Raw genomic sequence first — 23,755 nt, 5'->3', positions numbered from 1 at the left:
CCCCTTATTCCCATGGGCGTTCCCACTGATTAATTCCGTGGATTGAGGATGTCGCGTAGCGCATCCCCCACCAGATTGATCGCCACAATCAGCAGCAACAGCGTCAGCCCCGGAAAGAAGCTGATCCAGTAATCGCCCGACATCAGGTACTCAAAACCGTTTGAGATCAGCAGCCCCAGCGACGGTTCCGTCACGGGCAGCCCAATGCCCAGAAACGAGAGCGTGGCCTCCAACATAATGGCGTACGCGATGCGCATCGTCGCGACGACGATCAGTGGGGCCAGACAGTTCGGTAAAATATGGCGAAACAGAATGCGGCGATTGGACAACGCCATGCTGCGTGCTGCGTCCACATAGCTGCGGCGACGTTCCACCAGCGCCGAGCCGCGAATCGTCCGCGCGTAGTAAGCCCACTGGGTTACCACCAGCGCCATAATGATTTTATCGACCCCTTGCCCCAGCACCGCCAGCAGGATCAACGCAATCAGGATGGGAGGGAAACTGAGTTGGATATCCACGATGCGCATGATCGTGGCATCCGTTTTTCCACCCGCGTAGGCGCTAATCAGCCCCAGCGAGGCACCAATCAGTAGCGCGAGTACCGCACTGGAAAAGCCCACAATCAGGCTGATACGAGTGCCGTAAAGAATGGCGCTGAACAGATCGCGCCCCTGATCGTCCGTCCCCAGCCAGTACGTCATGCCCGCCATACTGGAGGAACCCGGTACAAGCCGGCCATCCATGATGTCGAGCTGCATCAGATCGTAAGGGTTCTGCGGCGACAGAACAGGGGCGAGCAGCGCCAGCAGCACAAAAATCGCCAGCATGATCAGCCCACACAGCGCCAACCGATCGTTGATCAACGCCATCACCACGCGCATCGCCGGATGGACGGTTTTTTGCACGGTTACGGGCTGGTGTATGGTATTCCCTGTCATCCTTTGTCTCCTCCCAGCCGTACACGCGGATCGACCATGACATACAGCAAATCGACCAGCAGGTTAATGACGCTGAACATCACGACGGTAATCATCAGGTAAGCAAGGATGACCGGACGGTCGAGCACAGCGATCGAGTCGATAATCAGTTTGCCCATACCCGGCCAGGCGTAAATGGTTTCCGTGACGACGGCGAACGCGATCAGCGATCCCAGCTCCAGACCCAGCACGGTAATTAAGGGAATCAGCGTATTGCGCAGCACGTGCACCAGCACGATACGGGTTTCCGATAGCCCCTTCGCACGTGCAAACTGCACATAATCTTGTTGCAGGCATTCCATCACCCCCGCACGCATCAGGCGGATAACCAGCGAGATTTTAAATAGCGCGAGGTTAAACGCGGGCAGGAGAAGATGTTCGAGGCCGTCGCGAGTCAGAAAACTGAATGGGATACCCAATAGCTCATGCGTATCGCCCCTGCCCGACGAGGGCAGCCAGCCGAGCTTCACACTGAACAGCATGATCATCACCAGCCCGATCCAGAACGTGGGCAGGCTAAAGCCCAGAATGGAGAAGGTCATGATGGATTTGGACACCGCGCTGTCCGGCTTCAGGCCAGCGTAAATCCCCAGCGGGATACCGACAACCAGCGCCATGACGAACGCCACCATCGCCAGTTCGAGCGTCGCGGGCATCCGCTGAAAAATCAGCGTCAGCGCGGGTTGGTTAAAGATAAAAGACTTGCCCATGTCGCCCTGAAAGGCGTTCCAGACAAACAGTCCGTACTGTTCCCAGACGGGCTTATCCAGACCAAAGGACTGAATCACCGCCAGCCGTTCCGCTGGCGTGGCTGTTGCGCCCAACAGCATATCGACCGGGTTACCGACTAGATAAACACCCACAAACACCAGCACCGACATAACAGCAAGCGTCAGCAGCGTTTGTCCGATTCGGCTCAGCAGGTAGGCTATCATCAGCGCCCCCCAGAACCGTTTACTGTATCAACATCGTAGTGGCGCAGGCGGTCGGCAATCAGCCCAAGAAATCCCTGTTCGTCGATTTCCCGCATGATCAGCGCATTCGCAGACTCACCCAGCTTGTTATAAAAATCGGCAAACACGTAACCCGCGGTCTTACCGGAAACCTCGACCCCGATACGCGCGTATTTTGACTTGAATAGCTCTGGCTTCAACAGCCATGCAATGACGGTCGCATCATGAATCGGTCCACCTTCACGACCAAAGCGTTCTACCTCATTGCGGTCAAACATACGCAACAGTGCCGCCATCGCTTTACCCGGCGCACCGCCGCTGCGTTCGATGTCATCAACCTGTTCTGTCTGAATCAGTGCCTGAAAGGTCACATCCAACGGCATGACAACAACGGGAACACCGGAGGAAAATACGATTTCCGCCGCATGCGGATCGGCATAGACGTTAAAGTCTGCCCACGGCACGCGATTCCCCATCGCGGTAAAGGCACAACTCATGGAAACAATCTGTTTGATGCCGCGTGCGACATCAGGGTGGAAACACAGCGCCAACGCCAGATTCGTCATCGGACCGAGTGAACAAATGGTGATCGGATTATTGTCGGCAGCGGCCTGACGCGTCATCCGCACCAGAAAATCGACGGCGTGTTCTTGTTCCGGCGATAACGTGCTCTGCGGCACCCACTCAGAAGAAAATTCGCCGATATGGGCGTACTTACCGAAAACCTGATCGCGAATGAGCGGACGCGAGGCACCAGCAAAAATGGGTACATCGGTTCTGCCCGTCAGGCCAACAACGTTGCACGCATTTGGCAACGTCGCTTCAAGCGGCACATTACCTGCTACAACGGTGATACCGAGCACGTCTAATTCGGGCGATGCCAATGCCAGCCAGATGGCGATTGCATCGTCAACGCCGGGATCGGTATCAATAATAATGCGCTCTCGAACCATGTCAGACACCCTCTCTGTAGCGGCTCAATAGGTCAGCAAACAGCTCGACAACCTGTTTGGCATCAACCCCTGTCACCACATCCACATTCGGCTGACGATCGGTTTTTCCATACCAGTCGGCAACGGTTTGCCCCATGCACAGCTCACTTTCCTGCTCAATGTAAACGCTGGCTTTTTCCGTCGTGAAACAGTGCGGCGCCAGAACCCAGGCAATGACCAACGGATCGTGTAGCGGACCACCGCGTGAACCATAGCGACGGATATCATTACGATCCCAAAACGCCATCATTTCACCCAGCGGCGCGGAAATTCGCCCGGATAGCGCAACGAAACGTGCCACTAATTCCGGTGTTAAAATTACCTGATGCGTAACATCCAGCGGCAGCGCAACAAGGGCAATCGACGAGTCAAACACCACCTTCGCTGCCTGTGGATCGGCAATCATATTGAATTCAGACGTCAGACTGCGGTTGCCCGCTTCCCGATACGCGCCGCCCATCATGACAATGCGCGCAATACCGTCGGCAATCTCGGGCGCCATACGCAGCGCCGTCGCCACATTGGTTAACGGCCCCAACGTACACAGCGTGATCGTCGTGCCGTCAGCTATCGCCTGCCGACACTGCTCAATAATAAAACTTACGGCATGCTGCGCTTCGGCCTGTTTTTGCGGTGCAGGCAGCACCGTCTGGCCCAGTCCGCTTTCGCCGTGAAACTGGCCATGAATGGGTTCACGCAACAGCGGCCGATGGCAGCCAGCGAAAACAGGAATATCCATGCGCTGACCCAGTTCAACAATTTGCAGCGCATTACGCACCGTCTTTTCCAGCGACTGGTTACCGCACACCGTGCAAATGCCGCGAATATCCAACTCTGGCGCCACAAATGCACTTAATAACGCAATGGCGTCATCTATCCCCGGATCACAATCAATAATAATAGGTAACGCGCTCATCCCCTGATGATTCCTTTTCTCTTTTTAATAGGTACTGCCAAATTTCAAGGTGCAGAAAACCCCACACCTCTACAGCGTGAAAAATAACAAATCTGGTTTGCGTTAGAGGGAATCGACAGACGCTAAAACGTCAGCGATCTCCTTACGCGCCTTTTCATCCAGCGGTTGCTGAGGCGGCAACGGGTCGCCTACGGCAAATCCCTGCAATTGCAGCGCCGCTTTAATACAGCCGGCAATGGAATAACGGGCAAAGATTTCATTGATGCGCCACAGCGGACGCTGAAGCTCCATTGCTCTGTTCCAGTCACCCGTGCGGGCGGCTTCATACAAAGCAATACTCTGTTTGGGAACGATACACGCCGGGCCAGCCATCCAACCCACGCCGCCAATCAGCATCACGCAGGCGGGAATATGAGCGGAGGCGGAGAACACGTCCATCCGGCCACGGGTACGTTCAATGATGGACAGCAAACGCCCGGTATTCGTCGAGGCGTCTTTGATATAGCGGATATTACTGACATGACTCAAGCGTTCGATAACGGGCAAGCTCAAATCGGAGCGCTGGAACTGAGGGTTGGTGTAAAGCACGACCGGTTTGCCCTGTGCGGCTTCGGCAATGGCGCGGAAATACTGTTCGACGCCTTCGTCTTTCAGTGGGAAATAGGCTTCGAGTACCGCAAGAATGCCATCTGCACCGAGTTCAACGTAGCGTTTCGTTTGTTCAACGGCATCCTGAATCGTTGTGGAAGCGACACCGGCGATCACCGGCACACGGCCCGCCGTCGTCTCAATGACGGTTTTGACCACATCCAGACGCTGAGCCGCAGAGAGATAGGCAAATTCACCGGTGCTACCTAACGGCACGACGCCATGCACACCGCATTGAATCAGATGCTCAGTGAGTTGCGCCAACACAGGCTTATCAACCTGACCATCGGGCCTGACGGGTGACACCAGATAGGGAAAAACACCGCTAAACGTATTCACACCGCTCTCCTTGTTATCGGTAATAAGGGGTGAAGCCTCACCCCTTTTGGATCATGACTGAAAGGTAACTATTTCGCGGAACGGACGAAGTACGGCAGCGTGTAGGCATCTGAACGGCCCACATAGGTATACTGCTTTTTCATCGCCCAGGTGTTGGACAGGAACATCACCGGAATGACACCTAAATCGTTCATACCGATGTTCATCGCCTCTGCCAGCAGCGCCTCACGCTTGGTTTCATCCAGCGTGACACGTGCTTCGTTCAGCGTTTTATCAAAGACAGGATTGGAATAGCGACCACGATTACCCTGTCCTGCATTGGGGCCAAAGGTTTCTAGCAATGGCCCCAATACTCCAGAAGCTTCCCCGGTTTCAATCGCGGCCCCGCCCATAATCAAACTGAATTCGAGACGGGACGCACGTGAGAAGTACACACTGCCGGGCATCGTAACCACTTCGGTTTTGATGCCGACGCGTGTGAACATTTGGCCAATGGCCTGAGCAATTTTAGAATCATTAGGATAACGATCGTTCGACGCGTGGAAGGTCAGCGTGAAGCCGTCGGGGTAACCCGCCGCTGCCAGTTCCTGTTTGGCTTTCTCCGGATTATAAACCGGCGCAGGAATGGAAGCGGAATAGCCTAGGTACCCCTTCGGTACAAGCTGAGAGGCAACAACAGCCTGCCCCTCCATCACACGGTCGACGATTGCCTGACGATTAAGAGCTAAAGACATCGCCTGGCGTACTTCTTTTTTTAGTAATGGGTTTTTACCATCAGGACCTTTAGCGAACGGTGATTCATCTCGCTGCTGGTCCATGTGAAGGTAAATAACACGATTCCCTGGTGTTGAAATCGTTTTTAACTGCTTATTTTTTTCAATATTACTGCTGTCGGCTGTTGGAACGTTTTCAATCATGTCCACATCACCGGATAATACTGCTGCTACACGTGCACTACTGTTTTTAAATACACGGACAGTAACGTTGTCCCACTCTGCTTTTCCTCCCCAGTAATCGTCGTTACGACTAAGGACTACCCGGTCGTCCGGCACCCAGGAAACAAATTTGAATGGCCCTGTACCAATCACATCTGTTCCTGAATTCAACGTTTCCGTTGGGACGTTCTCAAGTCGGGCCGGTAAAATGGAAATCCGACTTAAATTATTCAGCAGCAGTGGCGAAGCCTCTTTTGTCTTTATCCGCACCGTTAGTGGATTAACTTCTATTACTTCAGCAATGTCGCTGACGTAAGGTGCGTAAGAACTAGGGCTGTTTTTTGATGCCAGCGCAACACGCTTAATGCTGGCAATCACATCTTTAGCCGTAAAATCACTGCCGTCGTGAAACTTAACGCCAGGACGCAATACAAACTCCCACGTCTTGTCGTCAATCACTTTCCAACTGGTTGCCAGGGCAGGTGCAATCTGCTGTTTTTCATCCTGTACAACCAAACCGTCAAAAATATTGCGCGCCATTGCGCTATTCGCCCCACTCACATAAAACTGCGGATCCATTGATGTGGTGGAGGAAGCCAAACCGATATTCAGATCCGCGCTATAAACCAAAGGTGAAGATGAAAATAAAACGGTAAACAATAACGCCAGCGTTGATTTCTTCATTCACTAACCCTCTATTCCATGATTGAGTACTGATGAAGTGTATTAAATCTTATGATTGTGAGTCTATGCGCCAGATTGGATAATGAAAAATTGCATTTTGTGTTAAATTGATAACTAAATGTTATGTTTTAAGGTGACGAGCATGCGTATCAATCCCCGTCAGGTTGAAGCCTTTCATAAAGTCATCCTCACCGGAGGCATCACCGCTGCCGCCAACATGATGTTCATCACCCAGCCCGCGGTCAGTCGGCTCATTAAAGACTTTGAAGACGCACTGAATCTGAAGCTGTTCGATAGAGACGGACGTGGCCTGATTCCGCGCGCTGAGGCGATGAAGCTATATCGGGAAGTGGAGCGTCTTTATCTGGGGTTGGATCATATCGGGATGATTGCCGATGAAATTCGCCACGCCAGAGGCAGCATACTGCGCATCGCTGCCGTTCAGGCGCTCTCGTTTCTTTGCTCGGACCAGGTTCTCCCTACTTTACTCAAGAAATACCCCGATCTTTCGCTGTTTTTAGACATCGAAAGCAGCAGCCGCATTACGAATGCAATTTCTGAAAATCACTATGACGTTGGTTTTATTTTTGGCCAGCCGGGCATCAAAGGGCTGGAAGCCGAACCCCTGGCGGACGCCAGTGCTGTCGCGGTGTTAGCGGTGGATCACCCCCTTGCCACAGCGGATGAAATTACGCTTGTCGATCTGGCTGGCACCCGCGCCATTTTGCCGGGAAGAACCACACCGCTACGGGCACAGCTCGATATTGCCATCAGAAAAGAGCAGAGCTATCTGCATAACCCTATCGAAACCTCAATGGTTAACTGCTGCGTGCTGGCTTCAAGAAACGTCGGTATCGGGGTCGTGGATTTTATTACTGCGCTGAACAGCCCTTCTCCGGTTATCGTTAAGCCTTTCAATCCTGATATAAAAATGGCGTATTGCGCGGTATATCCCCCGCAAATCCCCCGCAGCCAAGTGGTTAATCACATCACTCAGGTTATGAAAGAAAAAATAGCGGCGAGTCTGGAATTAAAATAATTTCCAGCCGAAGCCTTTATTTTTATTAATGTATTTATTGAATAGTGAATTTCAGGGAAAAGATTTATATAAAATAAATAGCACGGTTATTATTTTATATAAAATAGCCATCAATGATGGCTATCCGGCTTTATCTATAAATAATCAGGCATTCAGCACGAATTTCTCGATCGCGTAGGCGACGCCGTCTTCCATGTTGGTTTTGGTGACGAATTGGCTGGCTTCTTTCACTTCATCGATAGCGTTGCCCATCGCGACGCCGATCCCCGCATAGCGAATCATAGCCAGATCGTTCTGCTGGTCGCCCAGCGTCATGACGCTTTCGCGTGGGATATTGAGGTGCTCCGCCAGCATCTTCACGCCTTCACCTTTGTTCACGCGCTTATCCAGAATTTCCAGATAGTATTCGGCGCTCTTCATGATGGTGTAGCGTTCAAACGCTTCTGGTGGCAGTTGGCTGATGGCGCGATCCAAGATCTCTGGCTCATCAATCATCATCACTTTCGGGAACGTCAGGCTGCGATCCATTTCCTCTACCGCACGATACTTCAACGGCATCCCGGTCAGGTGAGATTCATGGATGGTGTAAGGGCTGATGTCTTTATTGGCGGTATAGACGAAATTGAAGTCCAGCGCGTGGAAATGGACGCCCAATTTGCAGGCCAGCGCTTCGAAATAGAGATAATCGTCGAAGCTCAGCGCGGTTTGCGCCACACAGTCACCGTTGACCGTACGCTGCACCAGCGCACCGTTGTTGGTGATGCAGTAACAGCCTTCCTGCTGCAAATCCAGCTCTATCAGGTAGCGTTCGACACCGATGTAGGGACGACCGGTTGCCAGCACGACCTGCACACCTTTCTCTCTGGCGGCGGCAATCGCGGCTTTTACCGCAGGTGAAATTTGATTTTGGGGCGTCAGTAACGTCCCGTCCATATCAATAGCGATCAGTTTTACAGACATAGTTTTTCCAGCATCAAGTTATCTGTTTTCATGCTAACGCGATTCAGCGATGAAGTCGTTAGTGAAATACGGCAGGGTGACAGGCGTATTACAGTACAAAACGAACCCTTTTCCTGAAGGCTACCTCTGCAAACGCGGAGCCATTTCGTGCGCCACAATGCCATCCTTCTCATGCTACTTTATAGCACGCGCCCGACATAGGGGGCTCAAGCGCCAGCCCCCTATGAACCCGGCTGCCCGCTACATTATGTCGCTACGCGATACCTTCGTCGGCATCAGGCTTAACGGACCGCTTGCGACACGCTCCCGACGTGGCGCAAGCTTGAGCCGCGTCCATGCGGCTCATCCTAAGCCTGCTATCTCCTCAGCATAATTTCTTACGCTGGGGATAACGGCAACCCCGCTTGCACACTACATTATTTGTGTATAAGAGCTCATCTTGGGAAGAGATTAACACCAAGAAGAAAAAGCCGTGCGGTTAAGCACGGCTCTGTCGTTAACGTTTCCTGCAATCGCCGTTATAGCTCGGCGCCGTTGCTGGAAATCACCTTCTTGTACCAGTCAAAGCTCTTTTTCTTCGAGCGATTGAACGTGCCGGTACCGTCATCGTGTTTATCCACGTAGATGAAACCATAGCGTTTGCTGTACTGGCCAGTGGTGAACGACACGCAGTCGATGCAGCCCCACGGGGTGTAGCCCATCAGCTCCACGCCGTCTTCTACAACAGCTTTCTTCATCTGATCGATGTGCGCTTTGAGGTACTCAATGCGGTAATCGTCATTGATGCTACCGTCGGCTTCTACCTTGTCTACCGCACCAAAACCGTTCTCGACGATGAACATGGGTTTCTGGTAACGCTCGTAGAAGCTGTTCAGGGTATAGCGCAGGCCAACCGGGTCGATCTGCCAGCCCCATTCCGATGCTTTCACATGCGGGTTTTTCACGCCGCCGTCAAAACCTGCGATCGCGTCTTCCGTTTTCCGACCTTTCGCTGCCAGTTGCACCGCGTTGCTCATGTAGTAGCTGAAGCCCAGATAATCCGTGCAACCCTCGCGCAGCGCCTGTTCATCTTCCGGCTGCATATCAATCTGATAGCCTTTACGCGCCCACTCTTTCAGGATGTAAGACGGATAGTAACCACGCAGTTGCACGTCACCGAATAGGTGGCGTTCACGCATTGCTTCCTGTGCAAACATCACATCATCCGGATGGCATGACCACGGATAGAGCGGCACCAGCGCCAGCATGCAGCCAATTTTGAAATCAGGGTTAATCTCATGACCCAGCTTCACCACTTTCGCACTGGCAACAAACTGATGGTGCAGCGTTTGGTACATCGCCTGCTCTGGCTTGTCGTGATCGGTAAAAATCACGCCGGAACAACAATAGCCAAACAGCGGATACTGCCAGTTGCGCTGGTTATTGATCTCATTGAAGGTCATCCAGTATTTCACTTTAGATTGATAACGCTTCATGACCACTTCGCTGTAGCGAACAAAGAAATCCACCACTTTGCGGTTCAACCAGCCGCCGTACTGCTTCACCAGATGATGCGGCATCTCAAAGTGAGACAGCGTAATCACTGGCTCAATGTTGTATTTCAGCAGTTCATCGAACAGGTCGTCATAGAATTGCAGACCCGCTTCATTCGGTTCCAGCTCATCGCCATTGGGGAAAATACGCGTCCAGGCAATCGAGGTACGGAAGCATTTAAAGCCCATTTCGGCGAACAGGGCGATATCCTGCTTATAGTGGGAATAAAACTCCACCGCCTGATGGTTTGGATAACTGACACCAGGCTGTACGCCATCAGTAATCACACGATCAACGCCGTGCGCACCGCCGGACAGGACATCACAAATGCTGACGCCTTTGCCGCCTTGATCCCAACCACCTTCAACTTGATGCGCCGCTACCGCGCCGCCCCACAGAAAGTCTTTCGGTAATTGTTCAATAGACATCTCATTTCCTTCTCATTTCAGGTTTACACGTTGTTCATTTACAAACGGTTTCATTGATAGATTGTTTTAGGGAGGCGATTTCCCGATGCAGTTGAATCAGCTCCTCCACCAGCTCACGGCATAACATCGCGTTCATCAGGTGATCTTGTGCGTGAACCAGAATCAGATTGACCGGGATTTTTCCGCTGCCTTCATCTGCACCGATCAAAGCCGTCTGAATTTGATGGGCTTTGCGCGCCGCCACTGAAGCCATGTTCAGCAGTTCCTCAGCTTTGTCCCAGTCGTATTTTCTGGCGGCGCTCAACGCTTCCATCGAGCTTGAGCGCGCCTCTCCCGCATAGATAATCAGTTCCATTACCGTGGTTTCATCGAGCATCACTTACTGCCTCCTCTGCTGTACCCACTTCCTGTGCAATCAGCTGACGTTCATACATTTTGAAGAAGGGGTAATAGATTAAGGACGACACGATAATCAGTACCCCCACCAGCACCACCGCCCGCCAGTCCCATCCCGTAGACCAGGCAGCACCAATCGGCCCCGGGGTCGTCCAGGGTGCAAGAGAGATCACGCGGTGTACCAAATCGGTTTTTAACGCGATATAAGCAAGAGTGGCGTTCACCAACGGCGCGGTAATAAACGGAATAAACAACAGCGGGTTCATCACGACGGGTGAACCAAAAATTACTGGCTCGTTGATGTTGAACATGCTCGGCACCACGGCCAGCTTGCCGATGGAGCGCAAATGGGCAGAACGGCTGCGCAAATAGAGAAAGACCAGCCCCATGGTCGCACCCGAGCCGCCCACCGTAATGAAGAATTGCCAAAAGGGTTCAATGAAGATTTTGGTGATCGGTGCGCCTGTGTTAAATGCTTCCTGATTGATCCCTAAATTAGTCAGCCAGAACGCCTGCAAAATGCCGCCGACAATAACGGCACCGTGAATCCCGGCAAACCACAGCAGGTGACAGAGCAGCACCGCAATCAGGATGGCGGGGAGCGAGTCAGATGCTGAGATAATCGGCGCAAACATCGCCATAATCGCCTGCGGTAGCAGCATGCCGAACTGGCTCTGCATAAACAGGCTAAGCGGGAACAGCGTCAGGAAGATGGCAAGGATCGGGATGAGTAAATCGAAGGATTGGCGAATTTTCGGCGGCACCTGTTCCGGCAGGCGAATACCAATATTGCGCTTCTGCAAAAAATGCATCAGCTCCGTCGAATAGATGGCCACGATAATCGCGGTGAAAATTCCCTCGCCTCCTAGCGACCCGACTGGCAGGCTTTTGTCGATTTGTGGAGCTGCAACGACCATAAACGACATCAGCGCCAGGCTGGCCGCCATAAAACCGTTCATTTTATAGCTCTGTGCCAGGTTATAAGCGATGGCGCTGGTGATATACACCGCCATAATGCCCATCGTCATATTGTAGGGCATCATGATCTGTTCGCCGTGGCGTTCCACCATTCCCAGCCACCACTGTGCGAAAGCCCATTCACTATTCGGGCTAAAAGGCGGATGGGCGAATAACATCATAAAAGAGCCGACAATTAAAAAAGGCATGGATGCAATGAATCCATCCTTAATTGCCACAACATGACGCTGGCTGGAGAGCTTTGCCGCAATCGGGCTAATACGGTTTTCGATAACGCTGAATAATGACTCGCTTAATTTACTCATTATTCCTCCCGTTACACTAATTGATCATCGCCAAGGCATCATTGAGGACTTTTTCCCCATTCATCATGCCGTAATCAACCATATTAATGACTGCAATTGGTTTCTCTTTTTCGTCGGCTATTGCTTTGAATTCAGGCAGTTTATATTTAATCTGCGGCCCCAACAGGCAGCAATCGTACTCATCGATGAGTTCATTAAACTCTTCAAAACCTACGGCTTTTATCTCAACAGCGATCGCATTTTTCTCGGCAACCTTTTCCATCCGCTGTACCAGCATGCTGGTAGACATTCCTGCTGCGCAACAGAGTAAAATCTTATTCATACTGCACCTCACCGTCTGTTTTCTTATTATTCAAGCAAGACATAAAATAATATGCAACCGGTTTCATATTGTTTTTACTGTTTTTTGAAGGCGATCATAAATAGCGCAATCGGGGAATATTTTTATCTCTATACTCTCTATACCCTAAATAATTCGAGTTTCAGGCAGGCGGCAAGTGAGGAAGTCTCGATGAGCTTACTCAAGTAAGTGATTCGGGCGAGTAAGCGTAGCCAACGTACATGCAACTTGAAGCATGACGGGTATATTGATGATAAAAAAAGAGGAAATATCCCTATAATGACGACATAAAGCGGTGCAAAAGGAGAACGGGAAGTACGATGGTAACCATGCTCGATGTAGCGAAAAAAGCCGGTGTATCCAAGGCCACCGTATCACGCGTGCTGACAGGGAATAACTACGTCAGTAAAACCACGCGGGATCGGGTATTTCAGGCAATTGAAGAGATTGGCTACCGACCCAATCTTCTGGCGCGCCAGCTCGCCACCAGCAAATCGCAAATTATTGGCTTGGTCGTGACCAACACGCTGTACAGCGGTCCCTATTTCAGCGAATTGCTGTTCCAAACGGCAACCATGACGGAAAAATACGGGCGGCAGCTCATCATGGCGGATGGTAAGCACAGCGCGGAAGAAGAGCGTGAAGCGATCCAGTTCCTGCTCGATTTACGCTGCGATGCCGTCATTATCTATCCGCGCTTTCTGTCTATCGAGGCGCTAGAAAGTATTATCGAACAACATGAGCAGCCGATCATGGTCGTGAATCGCACGCTGCATCAGCACGGTGATAACGGTATCTGCGCCGATCATCAGCAGCACTGCCATGATGCCGTCAATTACCTGATTACGCAGGGTCACCGTGATATCGCGTTTATCTGCGGATCGTCGAACTCCCCCACAGGCACAAGCCGATTGGCAGGTTACCGACAGGCGCTAGCGGACAACGGGATTCCTTATAATGACAGGTTGGTTGCGTCAGGTGACTGGACCCATGACAGTGGTTACACGGCGGCAAAAGCCCTGCTTGAGCGGTCGGCCATATTCAGTGCGCTGGTCGCCAGCAATGATGATATGGCGATCGGTGCGGCAAAAGCGCTGCGTGAACACGGCCTCGCGATTCCACAAGATGTCTCGCTACTGGGGTTCGACGATTTACCGATGGCCTCGTGGTTCTACCCACCACTCACTACCGTGCATGTGCCTGTCGCCGAGATGATCAACTATACCCTCGAGAAACTGCTGTGTCGGCTAGAAGGGGAAACCGTCGTGCCTGCACCAGCCTTCAAAGGCGAGTTGATGATCCGCGATTCCGTCAGCAAAGGCCCCGCCGCCTAATCCCTCACTCATTCGGTGTGGTGTAATCCCACACGACACCGATTTGCGACACCACTCCGCTTTATGACGTTTTCGTGAATAGCCTAAAGACATACGGTTTCCCGCCGATAATTTATTTGTGACTTACATCACAAAAAATGACGAGTCGCGCAAAGGAATGACCCAAAAACAGAAAGGAAGACAATCGATTGATTCTTTTATGAAAAAGGCGCCTATCGGCGCTTATATCCCAGGGGATATTATGCATATGTCTACAACACTGTTACCGGTTAACCACAGCAATCTACCCATTCACTCCTCACCAACAACGCTCAAAAAAAAGCTCAGCACACGTACGCTAATGCTCTTGGCTGGCGTCACCACCATCGCACTCGGTTTTATTCTCACTATCGGTCTGTTGATCTGGCAATCTGGCCAGCAACAAAAGGCCATCGCCCAGCAGTATCTTGAGCAAACGGCGTATACCAATAGCTACCTCATTCAGCAGAAGCTGGATGTCGCGCTCCATGCGGCACGTAATCTGGTGCAAAGCGTTATCAGCCTGCAAGAAGCGGGTAACGCCGATCGAAAAACCGCAGAGACGCTGCTGAAGAATACGCTGAAGAGTCATCCCGATTTTCTTTCAATGTCGCTGGCATGGGAGCCTGATGCGTTTGACGGCAAAGATCGGGAGTACGCTAGCCAACCCGATCAGGACCCGCAAGGTCGCTTTGTCCGCTATGTCGACCGCGATACCGCTGGCAATGTTGCTCTGCATAATTTGGTGGATTATGAAACGCCCGGCAGCGGCGACTACTATCTGCTGCCGAAGAAGCTCCAGAAAGAAGTCATTCTGGAACCGTATAGCTACCCTTACAACGGCGTCGATGTACTACTGACCTCCATTGCCGTGCCTATCATCATCAACAACAAATTTTACGGCTCCGTTACCGCAGATTTTTCGCTAGATACGCTGCAACAGCTCACCAACAACATCAAACCCTATCAAGGCACGGGCTACGCGCAGCTGTTGTCACATACTGGCGCCTACATTTCTCATCCCGACAAAGCTCGGGTGACCAAGAAAATTGAAAACGACTCAACGCTGCTTGAGCATGTCATCACCGGTCAGCCTTATCAGATCGAACGTGACAATGCTGTGCTAAACACGCCGGCGTTTAACGTGTATGTGCCGGTCACCATCGGTAATACCGGTACGCCCTGGATGCTCGGCCTGTCCGCCCCCGTCAATGTGGTGATGGCGGAAACCGTACAGCAGCGCAACATGGCGCTACTGCTTATGGTGCTGAGTATCGTGGTGGTTTCCGGCGTGTTGGGCATCATCTTTAACCGCAAGGTTGCCCGTCCTATCGGTGGGGAGCCAGCTCAGGCCGCGCAGATCGCACTGTCCGTCGCGCAAGGGAACTTAACGCAGACTATCCCCGTACAGCCGAAAGACGACAGCAGTATTTTTTACGCCATGAACGCCATGCAGACGCAGTTGAGAGATATCGCCGAGCAGCTGATTAGTACCAGCGAATCCGTCAGCCATGGTGCGACGGAAATTGCGGCAGGCAACATCGATTTGGCTTCTCGCACCGAACAACAGGCCGCGGCGCTGGAAGAAACTGCTGCCAGCATGGAACAGATTACGGCGACGGTGAAACAGAATGCGGATAACGCCCATAACGCGACAACACTGGCGCAGAATGCCGCGCACATCGCTCAGAAAGGCGACAAGATAGTCGGTCAGGTTGTTCACATCATGAGTGAGATCGACGACAGTTCGAAGAAGATTGCCGACATTACCAGCATCATCAGCAGCATCGCGTTCCAGACCAATATTCTGGCCCTCAACGCGGCGGTGGAAGCGGCCAGAGCGGGTGAACAAGGTCGTGGTTTCGCGGTTGTTGCCAACGAGGTGCGTAATCTCGCGCAGCGTAGCGCCAGTGCCGTAAAAGACATCACCGCGCTGATTACGGAGTCCGCCAGCCGCGTCGATAGCGGCGTCACACTGGTTCAGAGTGCAGGCTCAACCATGCAGGACATGCTGCATGCCGTAACCTCGGTAAAAGACATCATGGATGAGATCGTCTCCGCGTCAGATGAACAATCGCGCGGAATCAGTCAGGTCACGCAGGCCGTTCACGAGATGGACGGCGTCACCCAGCAGAACGCGGCATTGGTGCAGGAAGCGACCGCTGCTGCTGCGTCGCTGGAAGAACAGGCCAGACAGCTCGCGCAAACGGTACTGGTCTTCAAGCTCTCTTAATCAACGTATTTCACCCCTCACAGGTTGGCAACAGCCTGTGAGTTATTCCCAGCGCGGACAGCAATCCTCAAACGAATGTGACATTGGCTTCAGTTAGACATGAATGAAACCAGTAGTATGCTAACCTTATGATCCCTTTGTCTGTGAGTGACGGCCTGTTCCTGCGCCAGCTCCCACGATAATAAAATCTACAGACCCGTAAGCTGCAAAGATAATATGAAACTCATAAGACTACCGCTACTGGCGCAAATCTCATCAGCACATCTGGTGAGCCACTTCCATATGATGGTGCTGCCTGCACTCATTCCGCTGCTGTCAGCCCAGCGCGATATCAGCTTTGTCGAGCTCGGGTTTGCGCTCAGCGTATTCAACATTGTCTCTGCCTGCGTGCAGACGCCTATTGGTTTTATGGTGGACCGCATCGGCGCACGTCGGACGTTAACCGCGGGTTTAGCACTCGGAAGTCTTTGTTTTCTTTCGCTAGGATTTTCAGAAAGCTATACCTGGTTAATCGCTGCGATGGGGCTCGCTGGGGTGGCGAATGCGGTTTATCATCCGGCGGACTATGCCTTACTGTCGCGCGGGATTGATGAAAAACGCATGGGTCGCGCATTCTCGGTGCATACGTTCTCCGGCTTTCTGGGCACGGCCATCGCCCCCGGAATTTTACTGTCCGTTGCCGCTTTTTCTGGTATCAGCAGCGCATTCATCATTTCTGGCATCATCGGTTTGCTGACGATCCCACTGCTTCTGACAGATCGTGATGAACCCAGCCGGGTGAAAGCGCAGGCGGCAACGAGTGCCCAGCCGAGCAAATCGCGCGCACCTGTTTTCACGTTGCCAATTTTGGCACTGCTGATTTTGTTCCTGTTGCTAAATTTAAGTACGGGCTCGATCCAGAATTTCTCGGTTACGGCGTTAGTCACGGGCTACGATTTGTCGCTTTCACAGGCTAACGTGGCACTTACCGCCTTTCTGTTCGCCAGCGCCTTTGGCGTATTGGCTGGCGGTTCACTGGCGGATAAAACCAAACGCCACGGGCTAGTAGCGACGGCGGCGCTGGCTCTCACCGCCGTGCTGGTCAGCATCGTTGCCATGTATTCTTTACCGACCATCGCGCTAGTGCCGTTGCTGGCTGCCGCGGGCTTCCTCTCCGGTATGATCGCGCCGTCTCGGGATATGTTGGTGCGCGCTGCCTCACCACCGGGAGCGGAAGGACGGGTGTTTGGTATTGTTTCCACGGGCTTTAATCTGGGCGGATCCGCGGGGCCAGTGCTGTTCGGTTGGATGCTGGATCACGGTCACCCTCACGCCATTTTCTGGTCTGCCGTCATCTTTATGCTGATCACCGCTTTCATCACGCTGCTACAGGAAATGCGCAGCGCCAGACGCCGTGCGTTGGCCTGATAAAGCGTTTTCAACGTTGCAGCAAGCGGGACATTCATCATAAAAAAACGTAGGGAACGTTTTTCAACGTCGCTTACGACAGCCCCGAGGGTGGCGAGCAGGAAGCTCGCCATAAAAAAAGCCAGCTCCGTAGGGAGCTGGCTCAGATAACGATAACAACGTAGACCGAATCAGATATCGATGTTCATCGCTTTCAGGGCGTTCTCTTCGATAAATGCACGACGCGGTTCAACGGCATCACCCATCAGAGTCGTAAACAGCTCATCGGCAGCAATGGCGTCTTTCACCGTCACACGCAGCATACGGCGGCTGGTCGGATCCATCGTGGTTTCCCACAGCTGATCCGGGTTCATTTCACCCAGACCTTTATAACGCTGCACGGTCAGACCACGGCGGGACTCTTTCACCAGCCATTCCAGCGCCTGCTCAAAGCTGGCAACCGGTTGACGACGTTCACCACGCTCGATGTACGCATCTTCTTCAATCAAGCCACGTAGTTTTTCGCCCAGCTGATTCAGCTTGCGATATTCACCACCCGCCACAAAGCCCGCACCCAACGGATAATCGGTATCCACACCGTGCGTACGCACGCGCAGTGCCGGTTCAAATACGCCGCGCTCTTCATCGTGGTGAACCACAAAGCTGTAGGTGCTGCCGTGCACTTCGTTTGCGTTCAGGCTGCTAACCAGCGATTCCGCCCACGCCTGCACTTTTTCACGCTCACTCAAATCAGCTTCAAACAGCGTAGGCTGATAGATCAGACGGTTTAAAAACGCACGCGGGAAGCGACGTTCCATACGACCAATCAGCTTCTGCACAGCGTAATGTTCAGAAACCAGTTTCTCCAGCGGTTCACCCGCCAGCGCTGGTGCCTGTGCATTGGTGTGCAGCGTCGCGCCGTCCAGTGCCAGCATAATCTGGTACTGATCCATCGCTTCATCATCTTTGATGTACTGTTCCTGCTTGCCTTTTTTCACCTTGTACAGCGGCGGCTGAGCGATATAAACGTGGCCACGCTCAACAATTTCAGGCAGTTGACGATAGAAGAAGGTCAACAGCAGAGTACGGATGTGCGAACCATCGACGTCAGCATCGGTCATGATGATGATGCTGTGATAGCGCAGTTTGTCCGGGTTGTATTCATCACGGCCAATGCCGCAGCCCAGCGCGGTGATCAACGTCGCCACTTCCTGCGAGGAAAGCATCTTGTCAAAACGCGCCTTCTCAACGTTCAGGATTTTACCCTTCAGCGGCAGAATCGCCTGATTCTTACGGTTACGTCCCTGCTTAGCAGAGCCGCCCGCTGAGTCCCCTTCCACCAGGTACAGTTCAGACAGCGCCGGATCGCGTTCCTGACAGTCCGCCAATTTACCCGGCAAACCAGCCAGATCGAGCGCACCTTTACGACGCGTCATATCACGCGCTTTACGCGCCGCTTCACGGGCACGTGCAGCATCAATAATTTTACCGACCACGATTTTGGCGTCTGACGGATTCTCCATCAGGTAATCCACCAGCTTTTCGTTCACCAGCGATTCGACAGCGGTTTTTACTTCAGAAGAAACCAACTTGTCCTTGGTCTGCGAGGAGAATTTCGGATCAGGCACTTTCACAGAAACCACAGCAATCAACCCTTCACGCGCATCATCACCGGTCGCGCTGATTTTGGATTTCTTACTGTAGCCTTCTTTATCCATGTAAGTATTCAGCGTACGGGTCATCGCGGCACGGAAGCCGGCCAAGTGTGTACCACCGTCACGCTGCGGAATGTTGTTGGTAAAGCAGTAAATGTTTTCCTGGAAACCATCATTCCACTGCAACGCCACTTCCACGCCGATGTCATCTTTCATCGTCGAGAAATAAAACACGTTCGGGTGGATTGGCGTCTTGTTGCGGTTCAGGTAATCAACAAATGCCTTGATACCACCATCATAATGGTAATGATCGGCTTTATCTTTCTCACGCTCGTCGATCAAGCGGATAGAAACACCTGAGTTCAGGAATGACAGCTCGCGCAGACGCTTGGCCAGAATTTCATACTCGAATTCCACCACGTTGGTGAACGTCTCGTGGCTAGGCCAGAAACGCACCGTCGTACCGGTTCTGTTGGTTTCACCCGTGACCGCCAGCGGAGCCTGCGCCACGCCGTGTTTATAGGTTTGTTCGTGAAGTTTCCCTTCGCGGTGGATCACCAGCTTCAGTTTTTCCGACAGGGCGTTAACCACGGAAACCCCTACGCCGTGCAGGCCGCCGGAGACTTTATACGAGTTATCATCGAACTTACCGCCCGCATGCAGCACAGTCATGATGACTTCAGCAGCGGAGATCCCTTCTTCTTCATGAATGCCGGTCGGAATACCACGGCCATCATCCTGCACCGACACCGAGTTATCAGCATGGATGGTGATGATAATGTCTTTACAATAGCCAGCGAGTGCTTCGTCGATAGCGTTGTCCACAACCTCGAATACCATGTGATGCAGGCCGGTACCGTCGTCCGTATCGCCGATATACATACCTGGGCGTTTACGTACCGCATCCAGCCCTTTCAATACCTTGATACTTGAGGAGTCATAAGAATTCGACATCAACGTTTCTCGCTCATTTTAGTCCTGTGATTGAACCGTTATTTTACCCTGTTCCACGCGGAACATCTTGCCCTTTTCACCAATCATGTCCTCTATCTGCTCAGCGCTAACCGCACTGACAAATACCTGTGCATGGGTGGCTTTTAACCGTTCAGCCAGCAAACGGCGGCGGGTAATATCCAGTTCGGAAGCAAAATCATCGATCAGATACAGGCAGCGTAGCCCATTCTGACGGGTGAGAAATTCACCCTGAACCAACCTCAGCGCACACATCAACAGCTTGAGTTGGCCACGGGACAGCATATCCTCGACCGCCACGCCGCTGGCGCGGATGCGGAAGTCGGCTTTATGCGGCCCCAGCGCCGTGTAACCTAACATACGGTCGCGTTCGAACTGCCGTTCCAGCAGTTCTGCATACTCACTTTCTTTATCCCAGCCGCGCTGGAAAGAGAAACTGAGAGAAAATTCAGGCAAAAATTGCGTACAGGTCGCGGCGATATCATTCGCAATCGCGGCGCTGTATTGCGCACGCCACTCGCTGATACGTTCAGCCAGCGGCACCAACTCTTGATCCCAGGCTCTAAGCTGCCCGTAATGGCTCACCTGACGCAGCGCCGCATTTCGCTGGCGCAGCAGGCGTTTCATGTTGCTCCAAGCGACAAGAAAGCCAGGGTCATGATGGAAACAGCCCCAATCAAGAAAGGCGCGCCGAAATTTCGGTCCGCCGTTGAGCAGGGTAAATCCCTCTGGGGTGATCAGCTGTATTGGCAGCAGTTGCGCCAACTCAGCGACTTTATGGCCGTCGCTACCGTCAATCCGCACCTTACTGTCGCCCTGACGGTTTTTGCTTAACCCAACCGAGCGCTCTGTTTCCGTGCCGTCAATCCGCCCATGCAACACAAATTCCGGCTGGTCGTGACGAATCACCCGCCCAGTTTGGATGCTACGAAACGCCCGCCCGTGCCCTAGCGTATAAATCGCTTCCAGCACGCTGGTTTTACCGCTGCCGTTGGCGCCGACCAAAAAATTAAAGCCGGGAACTAGCGCCAAATCGGCCGCTTCAATATTGCGGAAATCTTTAATGAGAAGACGAGTGAGGGCCATGTTGCAGATATCTTATATGGGAGGGCGTTATTGTCGCAGGCCAGTTGCGTGCGGCCAGCGCACAGCAACCGGGGCGTACACAGAGTACGTGAGGATTGCGAGCACTGCCCAATCGCAAATGGGCAAGTAAAATAGCCCGATAATTCTACAACCGCATTGGCATGACAACATAGGCCGCCGCCCGGCTGGCGCTATCTTCAATCTGCACGCTGGAAACGGAATCAGTCAGAAGCAAACGCACACCTTCGCACTTCAGCGCGTTCAGCACATCCAATACGTAGCTGACGTTAAAGCCGATTTCCATCTCGGTGCCGTCATACTGCACATCCAGAATCTCTTCCGCTTCTTCCTGCTCTGGGTTGTTAGCCGTAATTTTGAGCTGATTCTGAATCAGATGCAGACGCACTCCGCGGAATTTTTCATTCGACAAAATCGCCGCACGGGAGAAAGCCTGTTTAAGTAAGTCACAGCTTGCTTCCAGCGTTTTATCCGGGTTCTTCGGCAATACGCGGCGATAATCAGGGAAACGACCGTCTACCAGCTTCGATGTGAAGATAAAATCACCGACATGCGCACGGATGTTGTTACTGCCGATTTGAAGCTGCAGCGGCGTATCGCCACCATCCAGCAGACGCACCAGCTCCATCACACCTTTACGCGGCACGATCACCGAATGTGAGGGTAAAGATTGTCCAACCGGCATCGAACAGACCGCCAGACGGTGACCATCGGTCGCGACCGTGCGCAGCTCTTCACCTTCGGTTTCAAACAACATACCGTTGAGGTAGTAACGAACGTCCTGATGCGCCATCGAAAACTGCGTCGCTTCAATCAAACGCTTCATCGTCGCCTGCGGCAAGGAGAATTCAACGTCGCTCTGCCAGTCGTCGAGGTTAGGGAAATCCGCTGCGGGTAACGTGGACAGCGAAAAACGGCTGCGGCCAGAACGCACTAGCATGCGATCGCCATCCAGCATGATGGTGATTTCCGCGCCTTCCGGCAGACCCCGGCAAATATCAAACAGTTTACGGGCAGGGACGGTCGTGGCACCCGGCTCATGCGGCTGCGTCAGCGCCACTTTCGCCACCATCTCCATTTCCAAATCGGTACCAGTCAGCGACAGCGCGCCTTCCGTTACCTGAATCAGCAGGTTGCCCAGAATCGGTAAAGTCGGTCGGCCGCCCAGCGGGCTGCTGACCTGTTGTAATGGCTTTAACAGACGTTCGCGTTCAACAATAAATTTCATAGTGTTATGACGATAGAGTTCTGATTAAATTGGAAAAATCTTCTTTGATGTCGTGGCTTTCTTCACGCAACTGCTCAATCTTGCGGCAGGCATGCAACACCGTCGTATGATCACGCCCGCCAAAGGCATCGCCGATTTCCGGCAGGCTGTGATTCGTCAGTTCTTTCGCCAACGCCATCGCCATCTGGCGCGGACGCGCCACCGAGCGGGAACGACGTTTAGACAGCAGGTCGGCTACCTTTATTTTATAGTATTCCGCCACAGTCTTTTGAATATTGTCGATAGTAACCAGTTTTTCCTGCAACGCTAGCAGATCGCGCAGCGCCTCACGCACAAAATCAATGGTGATCGAGCGGCCAGTAAAATTGGCATTCGCGATAACGCGGTTCAGTGCGCCTTCCAACTCACGCACGTTAGAACGCAGGCGTTTGGCAATAAAGAATGCGACTTCACCAGGCAGGCGAATGTCATTTTCATCTGCCTTTTTCATCAGAATCGCCACGCGGGTTTCCAGCTCTGGCGGTTCAATCGCGACCGTTAATCCCCAACCGAATCGGGATTTCAGGCGATCTTCCACACCGTTGATCTCTTTCGGGTAGCGGTCAGACGTCAGAATGATTTGCTGGTTGCCTTCCAGCAGCGCGTTAAAGGTATGAAAGAACTCTTCCTGCGAACGCTCTTTATTAGCAAAGAATTGAATATCATCGATCAGCAGTGCATCAACAGAACGGTAGTAGCGTTTGAACTCTTCAATCGCATTGTTCTGCAACGCCTTCACCATATCTTGCACGAAACGCTCGGAGTGCATGTAGACCACCTTCGCGTTAGGTTTACGGGCAATGATGCCGTTCCCCACTGCGTGCAACAGGTGCGTTTTACCCAAGCCAGTGCCGCCATAAAGAAACAGCGGGTTATAGGCGCCGCCTGGGTTGTCAGCCACCTGACGTGCCGCTGCGCGGGCTAACTGGTTCGATTTACCCTCAACGAAGTTATCAAACGTATGCTTCGGGTTCACATTGGAACGATAGGTATGCTCTGCCTGTACCGGCGAGTTATCCCAACTTGGGCGCACCGGTGCCGCGCGTACTGGCTGTTGTCGTGCAACGCTAACAGGATTATGGTGCGACTGCGCGGGCTGGCTTATGGCCTGAACCAGCGGTTTGCTCCCCACTTCAAAACGCAGTAAAGGGGCATCCATCCCGCAGAAATCATTCAGCAGGACATTGATATTATTTAGGTATTTATCACGAACCCAATCCAGCACAAAGCGGTTGGGAGCGTAGAGCGCCAGAGTGTTATCACTCAGCTCCGCCTGCAACGGGCGTATCCACATACTGAATTCTGTGGCAGGTAACTCATCCTGCAAACGGGCAAGACACTGCTGCCAAAGCGAAAGTGACAC

Annotated in this window: 19 protein-coding genes; 4 read left to right on the top strand and 15 right to left on the bottom strand. The window is 52.5% G+C overall.

Annotated features, from left to right (window positions below; translation table 11 throughout):
- Positions 1-29 precede the first annotated feature (29 nt).
- From DUT67_RS00095 to DUT67_RS00070, 6 genes are all read right to left on the bottom strand, one after another.
- Complete coding sequence (locus DUT67_RS00095) at positions 30-938, bottom strand: ABC transporter permease (RefSeq protein WP_113627130.1); 909 nt, start codon at positions 936-938, stop codon at positions 30-32.
- Complete coding sequence (locus DUT67_RS00090; RefSeq protein ID WP_113632606.1) at positions 935-1,912, bottom strand: ABC transporter permease; 978 nt, start codon at positions 1,910-1,912, stop codon at positions 935-937. Before DUT67_RS00090 ends, DUT67_RS00095 begins: the two co-directional genes overlap by 4 nt.
- Positions 1,912-2,883, bottom strand: a complete 972-nt coding sequence (locus DUT67_RS00085) for a nucleoside hydrolase (RefSeq protein WP_113632607.1) — start codon at positions 2,881-2,883, stop codon at positions 1,912-1,914. The genes DUT67_RS00090 and DUT67_RS00085 overlap by 1 nt, the downstream gene beginning before the upstream one ends.
- A 1-nt stretch (position 2,884) precedes the next feature.
- Positions 2,885-3,838, bottom strand: a complete 954-nt coding sequence (locus DUT67_RS00080; RefSeq protein WP_113627133.1) for a nucleoside hydrolase — start codon at positions 3,836-3,838, stop codon at positions 2,885-2,887.
- Positions 3,839-3,940: 102 nt separating this feature from the next.
- Positions 3,941-4,825: a dihydrodipicolinate synthase family protein gene (locus tag DUT67_RS00075; RefSeq protein WP_113632608.1), complete on the bottom strand. Its 885-nt coding sequence runs from the start codon at positions 4,823-4,825 to the stop codon at positions 3,941-3,943.
- Positions 4,826-4,893: 68 nt separating this feature from the next.
- Positions 4,894-6,444, bottom strand: a complete 1,551-nt coding sequence (locus DUT67_RS00070) for an ABC transporter substrate-binding protein (protein ID WP_113632609.1) — start codon at positions 6,442-6,444, stop codon at positions 4,894-4,896.
- A 142-nt stretch (positions 6,445-6,586) separates the two neighbouring features.
- Between DUT67_RS00070 and DUT67_RS00065 the strand changes: the two genes are divergently transcribed.
- Positions 6,587-7,483, top strand: a complete 897-nt coding sequence (locus tag DUT67_RS00065; RefSeq protein WP_113632610.1) for a LysR substrate-binding domain-containing protein — start codon at positions 6,587-6,589, stop codon at positions 7,481-7,483.
- Positions 7,484-7,627: 144 nt separating this feature from the next.
- Here the strand turns inward: DUT67_RS00065 and yidA are convergent, their stop codons facing one another.
- The 5 genes from yidA to DUT67_RS00040 all read right to left on the bottom strand — a co-directional run bounded on the left by yidA (position 7,628) and on the right by DUT67_RS00040 (position 12,405).
- Complete coding sequence (gene yidA / locus DUT67_RS00060) at positions 7,628-8,443, bottom strand: sugar-phosphatase (RefSeq protein ID WP_113632611.1); 816 nt, start codon at positions 8,441-8,443, stop codon at positions 7,628-7,630.
- 518 nt (positions 8,444-8,961) lie between these two features.
- Entirely contained in the window at positions 8,962-10,404 is a 1,443-nt protein-coding gene (locus DUT67_RS00055; protein ID WP_113632612.1) for a 6-phospho-beta-glucosidase, read from the bottom strand.
- 34 nt (positions 10,405-10,438) lie between these two features.
- On the bottom strand, positions 10,439-10,780 hold the full coding sequence (locus DUT67_RS00050) for a PTS lactose/cellobiose transporter subunit IIA (RefSeq protein ID WP_101781920.1): 342 nt from the start codon (positions 10,778-10,780) through the stop codon (positions 10,439-10,441).
- Positions 10,770-12,083 (bottom strand): PTS sugar transporter subunit IIC, encoded by a 1,314-nt coding sequence (locus DUT67_RS00045; RefSeq protein WP_113627138.1) that lies wholly within the window; start codon positions 12,081-12,083, stop codon positions 10,770-10,772. Before DUT67_RS00045 ends, DUT67_RS00050 begins: the two co-directional genes overlap by 11 nt.
- Positions 12,084-12,099: 16 nt before the next feature.
- Entirely contained in the window at positions 12,100-12,405 is a 306-nt protein-coding gene (locus DUT67_RS00040; protein ID WP_113627139.1) for a PTS sugar transporter subunit IIB, read from the bottom strand.
- A gap of 338 nt (positions 12,406-12,743) precedes the next feature.
- On the opposite strand from DUT67_RS00040, the gene DUT67_RS00035 reads away from it, so the two are divergent.
- The 3 genes from DUT67_RS00035 (at position 12,744) to DUT67_RS00025 (ending at position 17,415) form a co-directional block, all read left to right on the top strand.
- The gene (locus tag DUT67_RS00035) at positions 12,744-13,757 is read left to right on the top strand and encodes a LacI family DNA-binding transcriptional regulator (RefSeq protein WP_113632613.1); all 1,014 of its coding nucleotides are present in this window, start codon (positions 12,744-12,746) and stop codon (positions 13,755-13,757) included.
- A gap of 247 nt (positions 13,758-14,004) precedes the next feature.
- Positions 14,005-16,008, top strand: a complete 2,004-nt coding sequence (locus tag DUT67_RS00030; RefSeq protein WP_113632625.1) for a methyl-accepting chemotaxis protein — start codon at positions 14,005-14,007, stop codon at positions 16,006-16,008.
- A gap of 216 nt (positions 16,009-16,224) precedes the next feature.
- Positions 16,225-17,415, top strand: coding sequence for an MFS transporter (locus DUT67_RS00025; RefSeq protein ID WP_113627141.1), 1,191 nt, complete (start codon positions 16,225-16,227; stop codon positions 17,413-17,415).
- A gap of 170 nt (positions 17,416-17,585) precedes the next feature.
- Here DUT67_RS00025 and gyrB read toward each other — a convergent pair whose 3' ends face one another.
- From gyrB to dnaA, 4 genes are all read right to left on the bottom strand, one after another.
- On the bottom strand, positions 17,586-20,003 hold the full coding sequence (gene gyrB / locus DUT67_RS00020) for a DNA topoisomerase (ATP-hydrolyzing) subunit B (protein ID WP_113627142.1): 2,418 nt from the start codon (positions 20,001-20,003) through the stop codon (positions 17,586-17,588).
- A gap of 18 nt (positions 20,004-20,021) precedes the next feature.
- Positions 20,022-21,107 (bottom strand): DNA replication/repair protein RecF, encoded by a 1,086-nt coding sequence (gene recF, locus DUT67_RS00015; RefSeq protein ID WP_113632614.1) that lies wholly within the window; start codon positions 21,105-21,107, stop codon positions 20,022-20,024.
- A 145-nt stretch (positions 21,108-21,252) separates the two neighbouring features.
- Positions 21,253-22,353, bottom strand: a complete 1,101-nt coding sequence (dnaN, locus tag DUT67_RS00010) for a DNA polymerase III subunit beta (protein WP_039307574.1) — start codon at positions 22,351-22,353, stop codon at positions 21,253-21,255.
- A 4-nt stretch (positions 22,354-22,357) separates the two neighbouring features.
- The gene (gene dnaA, locus DUT67_RS00005) at positions 22,358-23,755 is read right to left on the bottom strand and encodes a chromosomal replication initiator protein DnaA (protein ID WP_048263340.1); all 1,398 of its coding nucleotides are present in this window, start codon (positions 23,753-23,755) and stop codon (positions 22,358-22,360) included.

The sequence above is a fragment of the Pectobacterium peruviense genome (assembly GCF_003312355.2).
In the GTDB taxonomy this organism is placed as follows: domain Bacteria; phylum Pseudomonadota; class Gammaproteobacteria; order Enterobacterales; family Enterobacteriaceae; genus Pectobacterium; species Pectobacterium peruviense.
Note: the sequence above shows the minus strand (reverse complement) of the source record. Positions and strands in the feature narration are given on the sequence as shown.